The sequence below is a fragment of the Micromonospora sp. NPDC049240 genome, assembly GCF_040647835.1.
Lineage (GTDB): Bacteria > Actinomycetota > Actinomycetes > Mycobacteriales > Micromonosporaceae > Micromonospora.
This window is the reverse complement of sequence record NZ_JBEZCX010000012.1, coordinates 197842-217372: the sequence shown is the minus strand read 5'-3', so window position 1 is coordinate 217372 and position 19531 is coordinate 197842. Positions and strand designations below refer to the sequence as shown.

The following is a 19531-nucleotide window of genomic DNA, read 5'->3' as shown; positions in this document are numbered from 1 at the left end:
TTCCGTGAATCAGGGCCGAGGTGCCCGGGGGTAAGTGTCAGAGCTGGCCCAGGGACTTCAGGTGCAGGTAGGTGTCGGACACGGCGGGGGCCAGTCGGTCGGCGGGGACGTCCACCACTGTCACGCCGTGCCGGGACAGCGCGGCGCGCACCCGGTCCCGCTCGGCCAGCGCCCGCCACGCCGACGCGGCCGCGTACGGGTCGTCGGGGCCGACCGGGGTGGCGGTGGCGAGCCCGGCCAGCACCGGATCGTGGGTGGCCGCCAACACCACCCGGTGCCGGGCGGCCAACCGCGGCAGCACCGGCAGCAGCCCCTCCCGGAGCGCGCCCGCGTCCAGCGCGGTGAAGAGCACCAGCAGGCTGCGCTGCCGCTCCCGGCGCAGCAGCTCACCGGCGATCAGCTCGAAGTCCGTCTCGACAAGCGCCGGCTGGAGCGGCGCCATCGCCTCGACCAACCGGGTGAGCAGCGCCGGCCGGTTGCCGCCGGTCACCCGGGCCCGTACGGCGGTGTCCACGGCGAGCAGGTCCACCCGATCCCCGGCGCGGGCGGCCAGCGCGGTGAGCAGCAACGCCGCGTCGATCGCGGTGTCCAGCCGGGGTTCGTCGCCGAGCCGGACCGCCGAGGTACGGCCGGTGTCCAGCACGCAGACGAGCCGCCGGTCCCGCTCCGGTCGCCAGGTGCGCACCAGCACGTCGGCGCGGCGCGCGCTGGCCCGCCAGTCGATCGACCGGACGTCGTCGCCGACGGCGTACTCGCGCAGGGTGTCGAACTCGGTGCCGTGGCCGCGTCCCCGGGTCACCTGGACGCCGTCGATGATCCGCAGCCGGGCCAGCTTCTCCGGCAGGTGCCGGCGGGAGTCGAAGCGGGGCAGCACGCGCAGCGTCCACGGTGGCGTGCCGGGCCGTTCGGCGCGTTGCCGGAAGCCCAGGCGCATCGGCCCCAGCGAGCGGACGGTCAGCGCCACCGCCGGCCGGTCGCCGCGCCGGGTCGGGGTGAGGTGGACCGGCAACGTGGCCGTGCCGCCGGGCGGGACCGTGAGCGTCTCCCGCGGCGACCGCCCGGGACGCGCCCCGGCGGACGGCACCCACGCGTCGCGGACCTGGGCGTGCAGCGTCCGGTCGGTGGGGTTGGCCAGGTGCAGGGTGACCGTGGCGGTGCCGCCGAGCCGGACGGTCCGGTCGCCGGCGCGGGTGGCGGTGAGCGCGTGCGGCGGGGCGGCGAGCGCCCGGTCCAGGGCGACCAGCAGCAGCACCGTAGCGGTCAGCACGGCGACGCCGAGGAACGGCGCCGGCCAGGCCGGCAGCGTTCCGGCACCGGCCGCCAGCAGCAGGCCCGCCCGCCAGGTCATCGCGGCGTCGGCACGGTGGCCAGCACCGAGTCGAGCACGGCGTCGGCCGTCACGCCCTCCAGCTCCACCTCCGGTCGCGGCCGGAGGCGGTGCCGCAGCGTCGGGCGGGCCACCGCCTTCACGTCGTCCGGCGTGACGTGGTCGCGGCCGGCCAGCCAGGCCCACGCCTTGGCGGTGGCGAGCAGCGCGGTCGCGCCCCGGGGCGAGGCGCCCAGCTCCAGCGCGGGAGCGGCCCGGGTGGCGCGGCAGAGGTCCACGATGTAGCCGAGCACCGGCTCGGCCACGTGCACGGCGTGCGCCTGCGCGCGGGCGGTGGCCAGGTCGGCCGCGCCGGCCACCGGGCGTACGCCGGCGGCGCGCAGGTCGCGTGGGTCGAAGCCGGCGTGGTGCGCGCGGAGCACACCCAGTTCCTCGTCCCGCCCCGGCAGCGGCACGGTCAGCTTGAGCAGGAAGCGGTCGAGCTGCGCCTCGGGCAGCGGGTAGGTGCCCTCGTACTCGACCGGGTTCTGGGTGGCCGCGACGATGAACGGCTCGGGCAGCGGACGGCGCTCGCCCTCGACGGTGACCTGCCGTTCCTCCATCACCTCCAGCAGCGCGGACTGCGTCTTCGGCGGGGTGCGGTTGATCTCGTCGGCGAGGAGCAGGTTGGTGAAGACCGGCCCCTCGCGGAACGTGAACGCGGCGGTGTGCGGGTCGAAGATCAGCGAACCGGTGACGTCGCCGGGCATCAGGTCGGGGGTGAACTGCACCCGTTTGGCGTCCAGGTCGAGCGCGGCGGCGAGCGTGCGGACCAGCAGCGTCTTGGCCACCCCCGGCACGCCCTCCAGCAGCACGTGCCCCCGGCAGAGCAGCGCGATGACCAGGCCGGTGACCACCGCGTCCTGGCCGACGACGGCCTTGGCCACCTCGGCGCGCAGCCGGTGCAGGGCGGCGCGGGCGTCGGACGGGGCGGCCGGCGACGCGGCGGCGATGACGGGTCCGGTCACCGGGGTTCTCCTTCGCTCGGGGGCGGGGCCAGGGTACGGGTCAGCGTGTCCAACGCCCGGGCCAGCTCCAGCAGCTCCCGGTCGTCGTCCGGGGCGGGGCCGTGCAGCAGCCCGGCCACCCGCTCCGGGTCGTCGCCGGTCGCCGCCGCGACCCGGGCCGCCACCTCGTCGTCCGGGGTGTCGGGCGGCAGGTTGAGCCGGGGCAGGACGCGGTCCCGGGCGGCGGCGCGCAGCGTCGCGGCGACGGTGTCCCGGGCGCCGGCCCGCCGGTAGAGGCGGGCCCGGCCACGGACGGTCTCGGCGGCGCGGACGGTCACCGGCAGCGGCTCCGTCACCGGTGGCCCGAGGCGGCGGGCCCGCCAGAGCACCACCAGCAGCCCGGCCAGCGCGAGCTGCGCCAGGATCGCCCAGAACCAGGCCGGGAACGCGTCCCACAACGGGTTGTCGGCGCGCCGCGGCGGGTCCGCCCGGTCGGGGCGCTCGGCGGTGCGGCGGGGCGTCGGCGGAGCCTCGGTCTCGGTGGTCCGCGACGCGCCGGTCCCGGTCGGGGCCGGGTCGGGCGCGGGCAGGTCCAGCCAGACCAGCGGACGACCGGTGGCGCCGAGCAGGCCGGTGGCGAGATCCAGGTTGCCCCACTCGTCGATCCGGTCGTTGCGGAACGGGTCGCTGGCGCCCACCAGCACCACCTCGGTGCCGGCCGGGATCCGGAGCAGCGCGCCGCCGTAGCAGCGGTCGGCGCGCTGCGGCCCCGCGTACCGCTGGTGGTCGACCGCGGCGGTGCCGGCGCGGACCGCCTCGGGCAGCCGGCACTCCGCGCCCCCGGCGTCCGGCGGCAGCGCCCGGGTGGCCCACCGGCGACCGGCCGGCTCGACCGAGGTGCCCAGCTCGGCCAGCACCCGGCGGGACGGCTCGACGAGCACCAGCCGGCTGCCGGGCGGCAGCGCCGTCAGCCCGGTGAGCGTGTCCGGGTGCACCAGGTCGGGTGCGGGCACGAAGAGCGTGCTCGGCACCGTACGGGCGGCCCGCAGCGCCCCGGCGGTGTCGGTCTCCCGGCGCAGCGGCACGCCCTGCGCGCGTAGCTCCTCGGCGAGCCGGCTGCCGCCGTCGTCGTCGCCGGCGACGGGGGAGAGGAAGCCGCGCTCGTCCGGGTCGGGCTGGTCCACCGCGTGCAGCACCACGGTGGCCCCGATCAGCAGCGCGGCCAGCCCGAGCGGGACGACGGTGCGGTGCCACCGGCGGCGGGACGCCGGCGGGGCCGCGGGCCGGGCCGGGGCGGGGGCGACGGTCACCACGCGTCCTCCTCGCCGGTCAGTTCGCGGCGCAGTTCGGCGGCGAGCGCGCGCATCCGTTGGTCGTGGCCGGCGGTGGCGGGACGCTGGGCGTACCAGAGGTCCGAGAAGATCGTGCCGGCGGCGTGCAGGGTGGGCCGTACCGCCGGGCGGGCCCGGGCCGCCGCCTCGGTCAGCTCGGTGACGGTGAGCCCGGCCCGTGGCTCCACCACCTGCCGGGTGACCAGGAGCCGGACCATGTCCCGGAGCCGTTCCCGCACCGCCTCGGCGTAGCGGCCCTCGGCGGCCAGCCGGTCGGCCGTCGCCGGGCCGCCGACGGGTGCCGGCGGCGCGGCCCGGGGCGCGGGGACGCGCACCGGCGGGTCGGGCCGCCGCCGGCGGGCGGGACGGCGCAGGCGCATCCGTGGTCGTCGGAGCCGGGGCAGTCGGAGCCGGGGCAGTCGTAGGCGGGGCAGTCGCAGCCGGGGCAGCCTGATCCGGGGCAGCCGGCGGGGCACCCAGGCCGGGAAGGAGTGCCAGGCCAGCGCCGTCAGCAGCGCGGCGGCCAGCAGGAGCAGCGCGACCAGCGGCAGCGGCACCACGTCGCCCAGCGCGGCGACCGTCTCGGTCCACCAGCGGCTCACCGCTCGACCGCCAGCAGCACCGGCTCCGGGACGCCGGCCGGCGCCCGGGAGAGTCGGATGTCCAGCCCTTCGGTGCGCATCCTGGTCTCCAGGTGCAGCACCGCGTCCAGGCAGGCCAGCGCCGGGTACGCGAGCGCGTTCACCGCCGCCTGCGCCACGACGGCGACCGGCAGCGCCCAGGCCGACACGTCGAACAAATCGAGCAGCCCGAGACCATAGGGGACGCCCAGCCCGATGCCGACCCGGACCAGCCACCAGCCCAGATAGCCGAGCAGCCGGACGGCGGCGGCGCGCCCGCCCACCCGGCCGGCCAGCCGGATCGCCCGTCCCGGTGCCCGGTGCGTCGGCACCCCGTCCAGCACGAGCACCGGCACCACGAGGCCGAGCAGCCCGTACGCGACGAACCAGGCGGGCCCGGCCAGCCCGGCGACGCCGACGGCGAGCCCGACCGCGCCCGCGGCCAGCAGGGTCGCGCCCGGACGGGCCTCGTGGAGCAGCTCCGACGGTGCGCGGCGGCGGCCGAGCAGCGCCGCCGCGCCGCCCCGCGCGGCCGGGTTGCCCAGCAGCGCGATGATCGCCGCCTCGGTGCCGGCGCCGGCCGCGAGCAGCAGCCAGTACCAGCCGAACGACTCACCGCCGGTGGGCCACCAGCCGGGCGGGTGCGCGCCGGCCAGCAGCCGTACCGGGTACAGCACGGCCTGCTCGGCGAGGGCCAGCGCGACGGCGAGCGGCAGCAGCACCCGGGCCTGGTCGCGCAGCAGCAGCACGGCGGCGTCGAGCAGCTCACCGACGGTCAGCGGACGGCGCGGGAGCACCGCGGTCGGGCCGACGTCGGACACGCGTACTCCCGGGCGGGCAGGACAGCAGAGGTGGCGGGCGGCGGGGCACCCGGGGGATCATGGTTGCACGGCGGGTCCGCATCCGGTGGACCCGTCCGTCGCGGCGCGCCACGCTGGTGACCACGCCGTCAGCTGTGGTGCGGGGGCGCGCTCGGCGCTACCGTGCCGGGAAAGACTCCGACCCTCCAGATGAACGGGGATGGAACGATAAACCCCATGAGAGCCCGCGTACTCGTGGTCGACGACGACCCCGCCCTTGCCGAGATGCTCGGCATCGTGTTGCGCAGCGAGGGCTTCGTGCCGTCCTTCGTCGCCGACGGAGAACGGGCATTGGCCGCGTTCCGCGACAGCCGGCCCGACATCGTCCTGCTCGACCTGATGTTGCCGGGGATGAGCGGCATCGACGTGGCCCGGGCGATCCGCGCCGAGTCCGGGGTGCCGATCGTGATGCTGACCGCCAAGAGCGACACGGTCGACGTGGTGCTGGGGCTGGAGTCCGGCGCCGACGACTACGTGGTCAAGCCGTTCAAGCCCAAGGAGCTGGTGGCCCGGATGCGGGCCCGGCTGCGTCGCGGCGAGGACGTCGCGCCGGAGCTGCTCACCATCGGCCCGCCCGGCAACCAGATCACCATCGACGTGCCGGCGCACACGGTCAGCCGGGACGCCGAGGAGGTCAAGCTGACGCCGCTGGAGTTCGACCTGCTGGTCGCGCTCGCCCGCAAGCCCCGCCAGGTGTTCACCCGGGAGGTGCTGCTGGAGCAGGTGTGGGGCTACCGGCACGCCGCCGACACCCGGCTGGTCAACGTGCACGTGCAGCGGCTGCGGGCCAAGATCGAGCCGGATCCGGAGCGACCCGAAATCATCCTCACCGTCCGGGGCGTGGGCTACAAGGCGGGCACCGGATAACCTGGTCAGCACTGTGCTGACCGCCCCGCTGCCCGACCCGCCGACCGCCTCGCCCCGCCGGCTCCGCGCCGCGCGGGCGCTCTGGCGCGCGCTGGCCGGCCGGTCGACGCGGTTCGCCGCCGGCGTGCGCCAGGCCTGGCGGCGGTCGCTCCAGGTCCGCGTGGTCACCATCACACTTGTGGCGTCGAGTCTGCTGGTGGGCGGTTTCGCCTACCTGATCGCCGACAAGATCACCAACATCCTGCTGGAGAACGCCGAGACCGACGTACGGATGCGGCTGAGCAACGGCAGCGAGTACGCGGCGAAGCAGTTCAACCTCTACAGCCAGCCGCAGGAGGCCCAACTCCAGGACACCATCGACGGCACGGTCAACTACCTGGCCGGCGGGGACCCGGCGCAGACCAGCGGCGTGGTGGTGGCGATCACCGCCGACAACTTCGCCGAGTTCATCGAGCCCCGCGTCTCCCCGGACGTGCCGGTGCGCACGGTGATCGGCGACGAGCTGCGGGCCACCGTGGCGTCCGGCAAGGTGGCCCATCAGATCCGCACCGGCACGCTCGGCGGCGACCGCACGAAGTACCTGGTCTACGGCTCCCCGGTGCGCACCCGGTTCGGGCAGGTCGAGCTCTACTACCTCGTGCCCCTGGCCCGGCAGGACGCCACCGCGGCCGACGCCCGGGCCACCGTGGTCGCCACCGGCGTCGCGCTGGTGCTCCTGCTCGGCCTGCTGGCCGCGCTGGTGACCCGGCTGGTGGTGACGCCGGTCCGGGTGGCCGCGCGCACCGCCCAGCGGCTCTCCGCCGGCCTGCTCGACCAGCGCATGGTGGTCTCCGGTGAGGACGACCTGGCCCTGCTCGCCGCCTCGTTCAACCAGATGGCGACCAACCTGCAACGGCAGATCCTCCGGCTGGAGGAGATGTCCCGGCTGCAACGCCGGTTCACCTCGGACGTCTCGCACGAGCTGCGGACGCCGCTGACCACGGTCCGGATGGCGGCCGACCTGATCTTCGCGGAACGGGACGAGTTCGATCCGGCGGTGGCGCGCAGCGCCGAGCTGCTCCAGGCCGAGCTGGACCGGTTCGAGGAGCTGCTCACCGACCTGTTGGAGATCAGCCGGTTCGACGCCGGTTTCGCCGTGCTGGACAGCGAGCCGACCGATCTGGTGCCGGTGGTGCACCGGGTGGTCGAGCGCCTGGCCGGGCTGGCCGAGCGGGTCGGGGTGACCATCGACCTGGATCTGCCGGACGCTCCGGTGATCGCCGAGGTGGACCCGCGCCGGGTCGAGCGGGTGCTGCGCAACCTGGTCGGCAACGCGGTCGAGCACGGCGAGGCCAAGCCGGTGCGGGTCACGCTGGGCGTCGACCAGAGCGCGGTGGCGATCACCGTGCGGGACCACGGCGTCGGGCTCAAGCCGGGGGAGGAGAAGTTGGTCTTCAACCGGTTCTGGCGGGCCGACCCGTCCCGGGCCCGGCAGACCGGCGGCACCGGCCTGGGCCTGTCGATCAGCGTGGAGGACGCCCGGTTGCACGGCGGCTGGCTGGAGGCGTGGGGAGCACCGGGGCAGGGCGCGCAGTTCCGGCTCACGCTGCCGGCGCGGGCCGGCGACCGACTGACCACCTCGCCGTTGCGGCTGGTGCCGGCCGACGCGGCCCTGCCGTTCGGCGTCCCCCGCGACGGTGGCCTGCTCGCCATCGGTCCGGGCAGCGGCGCCGGTGCGCTGGCCGTCGGCCCCGCCGACGACTCCGCGCGGATGGAGGTGGGGCCGTGAACGTGCCGCGGCGGCTGCTGGCCGTGCTGCTGGCCGGCGTCCTGCTGCCGGCCGGGTGCGGCATTCCGGCCCAGACGGACGTTCAGGTCGACGGTTCGGTGCCGGCCGGCGAGGCCGGCTCGCTCAACGGCCCGCCGGCCTCGCCGCCCGCGCCGACCGACAGCGACGAGCCGGTGCCGTTCATCGAGAACTACCTGAGCGCGGCCGCTGCCGGGGAGCGCGACCAGGCGTACACCCGGGCCCAGAAGTTCCTCGCCCCGGAGGCCCGGGAACTGCTGCCCGGCAAGCCGCAGACCAGCGAGGTCGAACTCACCGTGGTCCGGCTGCGGGCGAAGGAGAGCACCCCGCCGAACAACCAGGGCACCAGCCGGGTCACGATCAAGGTGCAGCAGGTCGGAGTGCTGCGGGCCGACGGCACCCTCGGCCCGCCGGGGGCCACCGAGACCGAGTACGTCTTCCAGTTGCGGCGGGCCGAGCCGGCCGGGACCGGGCTGCTGATCACCAGCCTGCCGAACGTGCTGCTGACCAGCGACACGGCGCTGCGCCAGTACTACCGCTCGCGCACCGTCTACTTCTGGAACTCCGACCTGACCCGGCTGGTGCCCGACCTGCGTTACCTGCCGTCGTCGGTGTCGGCGGAGCGGCGCGTCACCGAGGTGGTGAAGTGGCTGGCCGGTGGCCCGTCCGACTGGCTGGCGCCGGGTGTCACCGGGCTCCCGGACGGCACCCGCCCGATCAACAACGCCACCGGCGCGGACTCCCAGTGGGAGGTCAACCTGACCATGCCGGGCGCCAACGAGGGGCGGTTGGCCCGGCTCGGCACCCAGCTCGCCTGGTCGTTGCCGGAGTTGACCGGGCAGCTCGAGCTGAAGATCCAGAACCAGAAGCGGTTCAGCGTCGACCTGGAGCGGGAGCGCGACACCCATCTCGCGTACCCGAGGGGCGCGAATCCCACCCGGTTCAGCGTCTACGACGGGGTCCTCCATCCGCTCGCCATCGGCACCGAGCAGCGGGCCGTCGTCCCGTTGCCGGCCGCGGAGAACCGGAACGTGGTCTCGGCGACCCTCGCCCGCGCCGAGGACCAGGTGCTGGCCGCGCTGGTGGTGACCGGGGCGGACCGGCGGCTCCGGCTCAAGGTGGGCACCGGGCCGGAACCGGTGGCGGTGTTCAACACCAGCGACCCGAAGGCCGGGTTCCAGACGATGAGCCGGCCCACCTGGCTGCGCTCGCTGGCCACCGACCATCCGGCGGGTCTGGTGGCGGCCGACGGCAAGCTCTACCGGTTCGACGGGACGGCCACGCTGAGCCCCGTCCCGCTGAACGTCTCCGGAAGCGTCGTGGCGGTCGCCGCTTCCCTCGACGGCCACCGGATCGCGCTGGTCAGCGGCGGCGCGGTCTACGTGGCGCCGGTGAGCGTGGAGGGCGGCGTGGTCACCCTGGGCCAGCCCCGCCGGCTGCCCACGCTGCTCACCGGCGTGACGGCGGTCGACTGGATCGCGGAGGACCAACTGGTGATCGCCGGCAACGACCCGGACCGACGTTCGGCCATCCACCAGCTCAGCATCGACGGCGGCCTGGGCTCCACACTGAAGTCCGGGATCGGCGCCGCGGTGACCCAGTTGGCGGGATACCCGGGCGGCGGGGGAGGCGGGTTGCCCGCGCTCTCGTTCATGTTCGAGACCGCCGGCAGCGCCTGGCGGAACAACCCGTTCGACCTCGTCACGCCGGAGCAGGTGCTGGACCTGCCGGCGGGCGGCAAGACGGCCAACCCGACCGCACCGTTCTTCTTCTACTGAGATGCCGGTGCCGGACCTGGGCGGCCTCTGGTCGGACCTGACCGATCTGGTGCTGCCCACCGGGTGCGCCGGGTGCGCGGTCCGCTCCCCGGCGCTGCGGCAGGGCTTCTGCCCGCGCTGCGTGGCCGAGCTTCAGGCGCTGCGGCCCGCGTCGACCCGGCCCGATCCGGCCCCACCCGGCCTGCCGCCCTGCGTGGCCCTCGGCCCGTACGGCGGGGCGTTGCGTGAGGGGCTGCTGGCGTACAAGGAACGGGGCCGACACGGGTTGGCCCGGCCGTTGGGCGCGTTGCTGGCCGAGGTGGTGGCCGTGGCGGTGGGCCGGCCCGGCCCGGTGACGCTGGTGGCGGTGCCGGACACCACCCGCGCGGCCCGGGCCCGGTACGGCGACCACCTGGAGCGGCTGGCCCGGCCCGCCGCGGCCCGGCTGCGCGCGGCCGGCTGGCCGGTTCGCGTGCTGCGACCGCTGCGGGCGCTGCCCCGGCCGGACTCGGTGGTGCTGGACAGCGCCGGCCGGGCCGCGGCGGCGGAGGCGGCGTTCCGATTGCGCCGGCCGGGGACGGCGGCGCCGGCCGGGACCGTGGTGCTGCTCGACGACATCGTCACCACCGGTGCCACGCTGGCGGCGGTGAGCCGGAAATTGCACCGCGCGGGAATGACGCCAAAGGTCGCGGCGGTGCTCGCCGCAACGCAAAAGCGGCGGCCTCGGTGACGCTTCGTGGTTCCGTTTCACCCCATGGTGTATGAGGTGTTAATTTTCGCGACCGCTCTCGACAACCGGGGGTGACTGGTGACCGAACAGGAGTTAGCGTTTCCGTGTCGGGGGTAGTGAGGATGCCAATCTTCCCCGGCACTGGAAGGAGGCGTAGCCGTACATCACCGGTCGACGCCGAGCGGGGCCGTCCCAGGCGCGTCGACCGGAAGATCCGGACCGAACGACCGTCCGAACAAGGGAGGTCACGTGGACATCGTGGTCAAGGGCCGTAACGTCGAAGTGCCGGACCATTACCGGGTGCACGTAGCCGAAAAACTCGCGAAGATCGAACGCTACGACCACAAACTCATTCGCGTGGATGTCGAGTTGTTCCACGAGCGCAATCCGCGCCAGGCCGACCACTGCCAGCGGGTGGAGATCACCTGCGTGTCGCGGGGCCCGGTGATCCGGGCCGAGGCCTGCACGAACGACTTCTACAGCGCGCTCGACGCCGCCATCGCCAAGCTGGACACCCGGTTCCGCCGCGCGGCCGACCGCCGCCGGGTGCACCGCGGGCGGCACGCGCCGCTCTCGGTGGCCGCCGCGACCGCCGGGCTGCCGGTGGCCGACCTCGACGGGCCCGGGTTGGCGTCGCTGAACGGGCACGCCACGGCCACCGCCGTGGCGGAACGCCCCGACGCCGACGGCTACGCCGAACCCGACGACCAGCCGTGGCACATCGCCCGGGAGAAGGTCCACCCCGCCGAACCGATGACCGTCGACGACGCGCTGTTCCAGATGGAGCTGGTCGGCCACGACTTCTACCTGTTCCTGGACAAGGAGTCCGGCCGTCCGAGCGTGGTCTACCGTCGACGCGCGTACGACTACGGGATCATCTCGCTCGACACCTGACCCTCGGCCACGACCCGGAGCCCCCGCCCGCCGCGGGGGCTCCGCTCATTCCCCGTCCGACGCCAGCCGACCGAAGATCACCGTGTCGGTGCGGGCGCCGGCCAGGCCGGGCAGCCGCCCCCGCAGCAGGCCCTCCCGCCGGAAGCCGGCCCGCTCCAGCACCCGCTGGGAGGCGACGTTCTCCGGTCGGGTGCCGGCCCAGAGGCGGGCCACCCCGACGCCGAAGGCCCAGCCGGCGACGAGCCGGACCGTCCCGCTGGCCAGGCCCCGGCCGCGGGCCTCGGGCAGCAGGCTGTAGCCCAGCATCGCCTGACCGGTGGCCGGCTCGTCGTACGCCAGCAGGCAACCGCCCACGGGCGTGCCGGTGGCCGCGTCGACGACGGCCAGGTCGGCGGCGTCGCCGGCCAGCCAGTGACTCGCCGCGAGCCGGCACCGGCGGGCGATCGACGCCCGCTCCGGCGGCATCGGCGGCACCCGGCTCGCCACCACCTCCGGCAGCGTGTGCAGCCGGTACATCATGTCCTCGTCCGCCGGTTCGACGCGGCGCAGCGTCACCACGCCGTCGGTGAGCCGGCCGCCGGGCAGGTCCGGCAGCAGCCGGGCGGTCGGCCCGGGCGGGTCGTCGGCCAGCCGCGCCCAGACGACCAGGTCGGGGCGGACGCCGTCGCGTGGCGTGCCGGCGCCCCGCCGCACGCCCTCACGCCGGTAGCCGCAGGTCAGCGCCGTTCGCTGACTCGGCACGTTCTCCTGGTGGGTGAGCAGTTCCAGCCGGGCTGCGCCGGCGGCGAAGGCCCGCTCGGTCAGCAGCCGGGTGGCGGCGGTCGCCACGCCCCGGCCGCGCGCCGACGGCCCCACCCAGTAGCCGATCTCGTAGGTCGCCCGCTCGGCGCTGAGCCGGGTCAGGCCGATGCTGCCGAGCAGCCGGTCGGTGGCCGGGTCGGCGATCGTGTACGCGGCCCCGCCCGCCGCCCGGGCGGCCGGCGCCCCTTCGGTGATCCACCAGCGCGCGCTGTCCGCGTCGTACGGGTCGGGCAGCAGCGGGATGAACCGCCGGGTCTCCGGGTCGGCGCAGCCGGCCACCGTCCCGGGCACGTCCGCCGGGTCGCAGGGGCGCAGCCGGACCCCGTACCCCTCGATCGTCTCCGGGGTCACACCAGGTCCTGGGGCAGCAGGCCGCCGATCCACACGTCCTGCCGCTCGCCGCGGTGCTGGACACCGCCGCGCAGCGTGCCCTCGACGGTGAAGCCGGCCTTCTCGGCCGCCCGCCGGGACGCGGTGTTGCCCACGTTGGCCCGCCACTCGACCCGGGCCAGGCCGAGCGTGGTGAACCCCCAGGCGCAGAGCGCGGTGAGCGCGGCCGGCAGGTAGCCCCGCCCCCGGGCTTCCGGGGCGGTCATGAAGCCGACGTCGGCGACCAGCGGGTCGGTGGGCAGGATGCGCAGGTCGATCGAGGCGACGTAGTGGTCGTCCGGGTCGGCCACCGCGAACATCGCGGCGGTGCCCCGGGCCCAGGCCGGTCGCACCAGGTCCCGCAGGTAGCCCTCGGCGTCCTCCGGCCGGTAGGGGTGCGGCACCGTGGTCCAGCGCACCGTCTGCTCGTCCTGACAGGTGCGGGTGATGTCGGGGAGGTCGCGTTCCTCGAGCGGGCGCAGCCGCAGTTCGGTGCCGCCGGCGGTGGCGAACAGGACGGGCTGCGGCCGGCCGAAGACGGCCGCCCGGCGGGCCTGGAGCGTGGTCGGACCGTACGGGACCGGGTCGCCCGGCGCGGCCAGCCCGGCCGGGAGCAGCGAGCCGATCCACCCCTCCGGCCGGCCCTCGTCGGCCGGGTGGGCCAGCCGCAGCTCTCCCTCGACACGGAATCCGGCCCGCAGCGCGACCAGCCGGGACGCGTGGTTGCCGATCTCGGCCTGCCAGGTCAGCCGGCGCAGGCCGAGCGCGTCGAACGCCCAGCGGGCGACCGCGCGGACGGCGCGGACCGCGACGCCCCGGCCCCGCGCCCAGGGCGCGGTCCAGTAGCCGATCTCGGCCGAGTCGAGCGCGCGGTCGACGGAGACCAGGCCGCACGAGGCGAGCAGCTCGCCGCTGTCGGCGTCGCAGACCGCGAACAGCGCGCCGGCACCCGTCGACCAGGCCGTCGCGGCGACCGTGGTCACGAACGCGAGGGCGTGTTCGGGCCGGTACGGGCGAGGTACGGTGGTCCAGCGCTGGATGTCCGGGTCCTGGCAGGCGCGGTGCACCGCGTCGGCGTCCGCCGCCCGCCAGGGGCGCAGCAACAGCCCGTCCTCGACGATCTCCACAGGCTCCATCCGAGCCATGGTGCCGGATCGTTCGCGGACGGCGTAACCCGATTAGCGGTTGCTGCCCGCGTGCCCGCGGCGTTATGTCGGGTTCCCGGGTTCGGACCGCCGCCACCAGTGACCATCGCCGCGTCGGAGCGCCTACGATGGTTCGAGACCGTCTAGGGGAGCGTTGATCCGTGTCGATTCTGGAAAAGGTCCTTCGCGCCGGCGAGGGCCGCATGGTGCGTCGGCTGAAGGCCATCGCGGCCGCCGTCAACTCGATCGAGGACGACTACGTCAACCTCGACGACGACGAGCTGCGCGGCATGACCGACCAGTTCAAGGAGCGGCTCGCCGACGGCGAGACCCTCGACGACCTGTTGCCCGAGGCGTTCGCGGTGTGCCGTGAGGCCGCCTCGCGGGTGCTCGGTCAGCGCCCCTACGACGTCCAGGTGATGGGCGGCGCGGCGCTGCACTTCGGCAACATCGCCGAGATGAAGACCGGTGAGGGCAAGACGCTGACCTCGGTCATGCCGGTCTACCTGAACGCGCTCGCCGGCAAGGGCGTGCACGTGATCACCGTGAACGACTACCTGGCCGAGCGCGACGCCGCGTGGATGGGCCGGGTGCACGAGTTCCTCGGGCTCACCGTCGGGGTGGTGCTGCCGAACCGGCCCGCCACCGAGCACCGCGCGGCCTACGAGTGCGACATCACCTACGGCACCAACAACGAGTTCGGCTTCGACTACCTGCGCGACAACATGGCCTGGTCGAAGGAGGAGCTGGTCCAGCGCGGCCACTTCTTCGCGGTGGTCGACGAGGTCGACTCGATCCTCATCGACGAGGCGCGCACCCCGCTGATCATCTCCGGGCCGGCCGAGCACTCCGCCCGGTGGTACCAGGAGTTCGCCGGGGTGGTGGCCCGGCTCCAGCCCGGCACCGACGGCGAGGGCGACTACGAGGTCGACCACGCCAAGCGCACCATCGCGGTCAGCGAGCGCGGGGTGGCCCGGGTGGAGGACCGGCTCGGCATCGACAACCTCTACGAGTCGGTCAACACGCCCCTGGTCGGCTACCTGAACAACGCCATCAAGGCCAAGGAGCTCTACAAGCGCGACAAGGACTACATCGTCAGCGACGGCGAGGTCCTGATCGTCGACGAGTTCACCGGCCGCATCCTGCACGGCCGCCGCTACAACGAGGGCATGCACCAGGCGATCGAGGCCAAGGAGGGGGTGGAGATCAAGCAGGAGAACCAGACCCTGGCCACCATCACCCTCCAGAACTACTTCCGCCTCTACGAGAAGCTGTCCGGCATGACCGGCACCGCGCAGACCGAGGCGGGCGAGTTCAACAAGGTCTACAAGGTCGGCGTCGTGACCATCCCGACGCACCGGCCGATGGTCCGGATGGACAAGCCCGACGTCATCTACAAGACCGAGAAGGCCAAGTTCAACGCCGTGGTGGAGGACATCGCCGAGCGGCACGAGCAGGGCCAGCCGGTGCTGGTCGGCACCGTCTCGGTGGAGAACTCCGAGATCCTGTCGCACATGCTGCGCCGCCGCGGCATCCCGCACTCGGTGTTGAACGCGAAGTTCCACGCCAAGGAGGCGGAGATCGTCGCCCAGGCCGGGCGCAAGGGCGCGGTGACGGTCGCCACCAACATGGCCGGTCGCGGCACCGACATCCTGCTCGGCGGCAACCCCGAGTTCCTCGCCGCCAACGACCTCCGCCAGCGCGGCCTCGACCCGGTCGAGCAGCCGGAGGAGTACGCCAAGGCGATGGAGGAGAGCCTCCCGACCTGGAAGCAGGCCTGCGACGCCGAGGCGGAGGAGGTCGCCGCCGCCGGTGGGCTCTACGTGCTGGGCACCGAGCGGCACGAGTCCCGCCGGATCGACAACCAGCTCCGGGGCCGGGCCGGCCGGCAGGGCGACCCGGGCGAGTCCCGGTTCTACCTGTCGCTCCAGGACGAGCTGATGAAGCGGTTCCGCGCGGGCGCGGTCGAGGCGGTGATGGACCGCTTCAACATCCCGGAGGACGTGCCCATCGAGTCGAAGATGGTCACCCGCCAGATCAAGAGCGCCCAGGCCCAGATCGAGGGCCAGAACGCCGAGATCCGCAAGAACGTCCTGAAGTACGACGAGGTGCTCAACAAGCAGCGCCAGGTGGTCTACGCCGAGCGCCTCCGGGTGCTCAACGGCGAGGACCTCTCCGACCAGGTCCGCAACATGATCGACGACACGGTCGGCGCGTACGTAGTGGGCGCCACCAGCGACGGCTACGCGGAGGACTGGGATCTCGACCAGCTCTGGTCCAGCCTGAAGCAGCTCTACCCGGTCGGCGTCACGGTCGACGAGCTGGAGGAGGAGGTGGGCTCCCGGGCCGGCCTCGACCAGGACTTCCTGCTCGCCCGACTCAAGGAGGACGCGCACGCCGCGTACGACCGGCGCGAGGAGACCCTCGGCGAGGAGGCGGTCCGCCAGTTGGAGCGGATGGTCCTGCTCCAGGTGATCGACCGCAAGTGGCGCGAGCACCTCTACGAGATGGACTACCTCCAGGAGGGCATCAGCCTGCGGGCGTACGCCCAGCGTGACCCGGTCATCGAGTACCAGCGCGAGGGCTTCGACATGTTCGCCACCATGATGGACGGCATCAAGGAGGAGACGGTCGGCTTCCTCTACAACCTCGACGTGCAGGTCGAGGAGGCCGCGCCGGAGGCCGAGGAGGTGGAGCTGCTGGAGAAGCCGGTGGAGATCCGGGCCAAGGGTCTCAACCGCACGCCGCAGCAGCAGGGTCTGCAATACTCCGCGCCCGCCGTCGACGGCGAGGCCGGTCGCGGCGCCCCGGTGATCGAGCGGGTCGAGCAGCAGGCGCCGGCGCTGGGCATCGGCCAGCCCGCGCCGGAACGCCCGGCCGCCTCGACGCCGCGTCGGACCCCGGCCGGGGCGAGCGGCCAGGCGGCTGCCGCGAGCAGTGCCGCCCGGCGCTCCGCGTCCGCCCAGGTCGACGGCGGTGAGGGCCCGTCCCGGAACGCGCCCTGCCCGTGCGGCTCCGGCCGCAAGTACAAGCGCTGCCACGGCTCGCCCAACGGCGGCAACTGACCCCAGCACCAGCCCGACGGGCCCCGGCCACCGGCCGGGGCCCGTCGGCGTCCGGTGGGCCTGTCGGGGCTCCTGTGCGCGCTGGAGTGTGCGTGCGTCGACCTGCGAGCGGGGTCGTCAAGGCGCCCGCGATCTCGAGGCCCGGGCGTATCTCAGCGCGGTCAACTTGATGATCAACCGGCCGGATGGAACCGGCCGGTTGATCAAGGAGTTCGCGTCGTCGCGGAGATCGACTCCGACACAAACTCCTTGATCAACCCCGAGGAAGGCGGGAGGGGGTGCCGGCCGCCCTTACCGCCGATCGACGAGGAGGGCGGGTCAGAGCACGTCCAGGACGAGGCAGAGCCAGTTGCCGCGGCGGTGTTCCAGGCGCACGGCGATGGCCCAACCGGTGCCGCCCATGCCGGCGAACACGGCAGTGGCCTCCACCGCGCCGGCCCGGGGTTCACAGACGCGCAGCCGGCGCAGGAGCAGGGCCGGCCGGGCGCTGCGGCGGCGGACCGGGGTGACCCGGCGGGCCGCCCGGGTCAGCTCGGCCGACACCTGGGCGGCGGCCTCGGGCAGGCAGAGCGGCCGGAGCTGCCCGGGCGGCCGGAAGCCGTTGACGATCTCCAGGAACATGCGGACGAACCGGTGCGCCGCCCGGGTCGCCTCGGGCGTGGCGGCGGCGATCCCGGAGGACGGCGGTTCGCCGGTGGGCCGCCCGGCGGCGATCCCGGCGGTGGACCAGCGCGGCCAGCCGGGAGCGCGGTCCGGGGCCCGGTTGGCAGGCCGGTCGGATTCCCGGCGACGCCTGTCGACCAGGTCGAGCGCGAGCTGGCCGACGTGGCTCCAGACGGCGTCCTCGTCGGTGCAGGGCGGGTCGAGCGGCGGGGCGGGGCGGAGACGGACCGGTGGACGCGGTGCCCGGGGACGGCGGGTGTCAACCATGTCAGCCCTCGAATCCTGCGTTTGCCTGCGTTTGCCTTCGATGACCCTCATCTTCAAGCATGAGAAGCGTACGCGTCAATGGCTCACGGTTCTCGGAAGGTCACTCCACGTCGCGCTCGCCCAGCGGGTTGCCACGTACCCACTCGGCGGTCTCGGCGTACTTGCGCTCGATGTACTCCTCCAGGCGCGCCCGTTCGACCCGCCACTGGCCCCGGCCGCCGATCTTGATCGCGGGCAGCTCGCCGCTCCGGACCATGTGGTAGACCTGCGAGTCCGAGACGTTCAGCTCGGCGGCGACGTCGGAGAGCAGCAGGAACCTCGACTCCACGATGACTCCCGGGGTTGGCTTCGTTTGCCTCAGTTTGCCACCAGCGAGCGACACCGTTCACGCCCGCTTCGGCGGACACACCGGTGGGACGCTTCTCCCCGGCGGGTGCCGGGTGTATGACGGTGTCGGCGTACGGCATGATCGGCGCCCGGAGCCGGCGTCCGCCGGCGAGCGGCGGAGAGTGCGGGGAGAGTGCGGTGACCGACGAGCTTGTCCGGGTGTACCTGCCGGCGACCGTCCCGATGCTGGCCCGGCTGCGGGACGAGGGCCTGGCCGCCGAGGTGGCACACGCGGTCACCCCGGAGCTGCGCGAGTGGTACGCCGAGGGCGACGAGGAGGAGCTGGAGTACGTCGCCTTCACCCGGGCCGCCCAGGACGCGTTGCTCCTGCTGCGGGCCGATCCCGGCGCTCCGCGGCGGCGGGTGGTGGTCTCGGCCGACCTGCCGGCCCGCGCGGTCGACCGGGTCGCCGGCGAGCTGGGCTCCAGCGTGGTCCGGCCGGCCGGACCGGTGCCGGTGAAGTCCGTCGCCGCGATCCACGTGGACGGCGCGGACGCGGCCGGGGACGTGGCCGCCGCCGCCGACGTGGCGGCGCAGGCGCAGGCCGGTGACCCCGACGCCCAGTTCACCGTCGACGGCGTCGAGGACCACGAGCTGGAGTGGTACGACGTCACGGAGCTGGACCTGCTGCTGCGCGACGCCGGCTGAGGGCCGCCGGACGGCTCAGGCCGCCGGCTCGTCCTCCTCGTCGTCGACGGCGCGCGGCCCGAGCGTGCGCCCGAAGACGATGAGCGTGGTGAGCGCGCCCACGAAGAGCACCCAGATCGCGTTGTCCACCCGGGAGGTGCCGAGCGCGGTCTGCGCCACCTGGTCGGCCTCGCTGAGCGCGGCGGCCAGGTCGAGCAGCCCGCGCCCGCCGATCCGGATGATCACCTCGGTGAGCAGCAGGAGCAGCCCGGCGCCGGCGCCGGCCACCAGGTACGCCGGCCAGCGCAGCGACGACGCCCCGCCGTCCCGGCCTTCCGCGCGCCGGCGCGACCAGGCGAGGTAGAGGTACGCCACCAGGCCGGCGATCAGCCCGGCGAGCAGCGACTCCGTCCGGGACACCCACTTGGCGGCGTCCAGCACCGACTGCTGCGTCTCCCCGGCGCCGTACAGGTCGGAGAGCGGGTCCCGGGCGCGGCTGAACAGCACCACGAAGATCTGCGCGGCGAGCGTGGCCGCGGCGAGACCGGCCACCACCCGCGCCTGGCGCGCGCCGGCCAGCGCCCCGCCGATGATCGCGGCGGCGGCCGTGGTGCCGGCGATGGTGTTGGTGGTGGCGTTGTCGGCGTACGTGAGGTTGATGCCCACCGCGGTGGCGAGCCCGACCAGCAGGCCGGCGCCGACGGTGGCCAGGAAGCGCAGCGAGGCGCGGTCCAGCCGGTTCGTGGCGGCCAGCGCGACGGTGGCGCCGGTGACCAGCGCCGCGGTGATCACGCCGGGGAGCGCGTACGCGGAGAGGCTGATCGCGGTGACCCCGGCCGCGGTCGAGGTGATCGCCTCCCGGGTGGACCAGAGCATGGCCACCAGCCAGGCGAGCGACAGCACGGCCAGCGGCAGCGCCCCCGGCGCGTACCCCGGCCGGCCGGCGGCGGTGCCGACCTGGCCGGCGACGGGCGGCGCGTCGGCCTCGGGCCGGTCCGGTTCCGCGGCCGTGGAGCTGCCGGGCTGGTTGCTCATCGTCTCCCTTTCGA

17 protein-coding genes are annotated in these 19531 nt (G+C 74.5%); 7 read left to right on the top strand and 10 right to left on the bottom strand.

Translation table 11 applies throughout. The features are described from left to right. Positions 1-37 precede the first annotated feature (37 nt). The 5 genes from AB0B02_RS20350 to AB0B02_RS20330 are packed head-to-tail and all read right to left on the bottom strand — an operon-like array spanning position 38 to position 5085. Complete coding sequence (locus AB0B02_RS20350) at positions 38-1348, bottom strand: DUF58 domain-containing protein (protein WP_357302407.1); 1311 nt, start codon at positions 1346-1348, stop codon at positions 38-40. Further along, positions 1345-2334, bottom strand: coding sequence for a MoxR family ATPase (locus AB0B02_RS20345; protein WP_357302404.1), 990 nt, complete (start codon positions 2332-2334; stop codon positions 1345-1347). The genes AB0B02_RS20350 and AB0B02_RS20345 overlap by 4 nt, the downstream gene beginning before the upstream one ends. Beyond that, the gene (locus AB0B02_RS20340; RefSeq protein WP_357302401.1) at positions 2331-3623 is read right to left on the bottom strand and encodes a DUF4350 domain-containing protein; all 1293 of its coding nucleotides are present in this window, start codon (positions 3621-3623) and stop codon (positions 2331-2333) included. The genes AB0B02_RS20345 and AB0B02_RS20340 overlap by 4 nt, the downstream gene beginning before the upstream one ends. Continuing rightward, positions 3620-4246, bottom strand: coding sequence for a DUF4129 domain-containing protein (locus AB0B02_RS20335; RefSeq protein ID WP_357302398.1), 627 nt, complete (start codon positions 4244-4246; stop codon positions 3620-3622). Before AB0B02_RS20335 ends, AB0B02_RS20340 begins: the two co-directional genes overlap by 4 nt. Continuing rightward, a complete protein-coding gene (locus AB0B02_RS20330; protein WP_281943984.1) occupies positions 4243-5085 on the bottom strand; it encodes a hypothetical protein in 843 nt (280 codons plus the stop codon). The genes AB0B02_RS20335 and AB0B02_RS20330 overlap by 4 nt, the downstream gene beginning before the upstream one ends. Positions 5086-5301: 216 nt before the next feature. Between AB0B02_RS20330 and mtrA the strand changes: the two genes are divergently transcribed. From mtrA to raiA, 5 genes are all read left to right on the top strand, one after another. Then, positions 5302-5991 (top strand): MtrAB system response regulator MtrA, encoded by a 690-nt coding sequence (mtrA, locus tag AB0B02_RS20325; RefSeq protein WP_091060316.1) that lies wholly within the window; start codon positions 5302-5304, stop codon positions 5989-5991. Positions 5992-6004: 13 nt separating this feature from the next. Then, positions 6005-7759 (top strand): MtrAB system histidine kinase MtrB, encoded by a 1755-nt coding sequence (gene mtrB / locus AB0B02_RS20320; protein ID WP_357302394.1) that lies wholly within the window; start codon positions 6005-6007, stop codon positions 7757-7759. After that, positions 7756-9555, top strand: a complete 1800-nt coding sequence (locus AB0B02_RS20315; protein ID WP_281943977.1) for an LpqB family beta-propeller domain-containing protein — start codon at positions 7756-7758, stop codon at positions 9553-9555. The genes mtrB and AB0B02_RS20315 overlap by 4 nt, the downstream gene beginning before the upstream one ends. Positions 9556-9562: 7 nt before the next feature. Beyond that, positions 9563-10264 (top strand): ComF family protein, encoded by a 702-nt coding sequence (locus tag AB0B02_RS20310; RefSeq protein ID WP_281944191.1) that lies wholly within the window; start codon positions 9563-9565, stop codon positions 10262-10264. 249 nt (positions 10265-10513) lie between these two features. Then, the gene (gene raiA / locus AB0B02_RS20305; protein WP_357302390.1) at positions 10514-11158 is read left to right on the top strand and encodes a ribosome-associated translation inhibitor RaiA; all 645 of its coding nucleotides are present in this window, start codon (positions 10514-10516) and stop codon (positions 11156-11158) included. A 45-nt stretch (positions 11159-11203) separates the two neighbouring features. On the opposite strand, the gene AB0B02_RS20300 is transcribed toward raiA, so the two are convergent. After that, a complete protein-coding gene (locus AB0B02_RS20300; protein ID WP_357302387.1) occupies positions 11204-12310 on the bottom strand; it encodes a GNAT family N-acetyltransferase in 1107 nt (368 codons plus the stop codon). Then, complete coding sequence (locus AB0B02_RS20295) at positions 12307-13464, bottom strand: GNAT family N-acetyltransferase (RefSeq protein WP_357302384.1); 1158 nt, start codon at positions 13462-13464, stop codon at positions 12307-12309. Before AB0B02_RS20295 ends, AB0B02_RS20300 begins: the two co-directional genes overlap by 4 nt. A gap of 170 nt (positions 13465-13634) precedes the next feature. On the opposite strand from AB0B02_RS20295, the gene secA reads away from it, so the two are divergent. Continuing rightward, entirely contained in the window at positions 13635-16538 is a 2904-nt protein-coding gene (gene secA / locus AB0B02_RS20290) for a preprotein translocase subunit SecA (RefSeq protein ID WP_357302381.1), read from the top strand. 318 nt (positions 16539-16856) lie between these two features. Here secA and AB0B02_RS20285 read toward each other — a convergent pair whose 3' ends face one another. Further along, the gene (locus AB0B02_RS20285; RefSeq protein WP_281943971.1) at positions 16857-17468 is read right to left on the bottom strand and encodes an Rv3235 family protein; all 612 of its coding nucleotides are present in this window, start codon (positions 17466-17468) and stop codon (positions 16857-16859) included. A 100-nt stretch (positions 17469-17568) separates the two neighbouring features. Beyond that, the gene (locus AB0B02_RS20280; RefSeq protein WP_281944189.1) at positions 17569-17799 is read right to left on the bottom strand and encodes a helix-turn-helix domain-containing protein; all 231 of its coding nucleotides are present in this window, start codon (positions 17797-17799) and stop codon (positions 17569-17571) included. Between the two features lie 194 nt (positions 17800-17993). Between AB0B02_RS20280 and AB0B02_RS20275 the strand changes: the two genes are divergently transcribed. Further along, entirely contained in the window at positions 17994-18503 is a 510-nt protein-coding gene (locus AB0B02_RS20275) for a hypothetical protein (protein ID WP_281943969.1), read from the top strand. 15 nt (positions 18504-18518) lie between these two features. Here AB0B02_RS20275 and AB0B02_RS20270 read toward each other — a convergent pair whose 3' ends face one another. Then, positions 18519-19517, bottom strand: coding sequence for a hypothetical protein (locus AB0B02_RS20270; RefSeq protein ID WP_281943967.1), 999 nt, complete (start codon positions 19515-19517; stop codon positions 18519-18521). Positions 19518-19531: the final 14 nt, after the last annotated feature.

Bases quoted from the DNA above. Each gene is read 5' to 3' on its own strand.
- AB0B02_RS20350 (WP_357302407.1), bottom strand. From the start codon at position 1,348: ATGACCTGGCGGGCGGGCCTGCTGCTGGCGGCCGGTGCCGGAACGCTG.
- mtrA (WP_091060316.1), top strand. From the start codon at position 5,302: ATGAGAGCCCGCGTACTCGTGGTCGACGACGACCCCGCCCTTGCCGAG.
- AB0B02_RS20295 (WP_357302384.1), bottom strand. From the start codon at position 13,464: ATGGAGCCTGTGGAGATCGTCGAGGACGGGCTGTTGCTGCGCCCCTGG.
- AB0B02_RS20285 (WP_281943971.1), bottom strand. From the start codon at position 17,468: ATGGTTGACACCCGCCGTCCCCGGGCACCGCGTCCACCGGTCCGTCTC.
- AB0B02_RS20270 (WP_281943967.1), bottom strand. From the start codon at position 19,517: ATGAGCAACCAGCCCGGCAGCTCCACGGCCGCGGAACCGGACCGGCCC.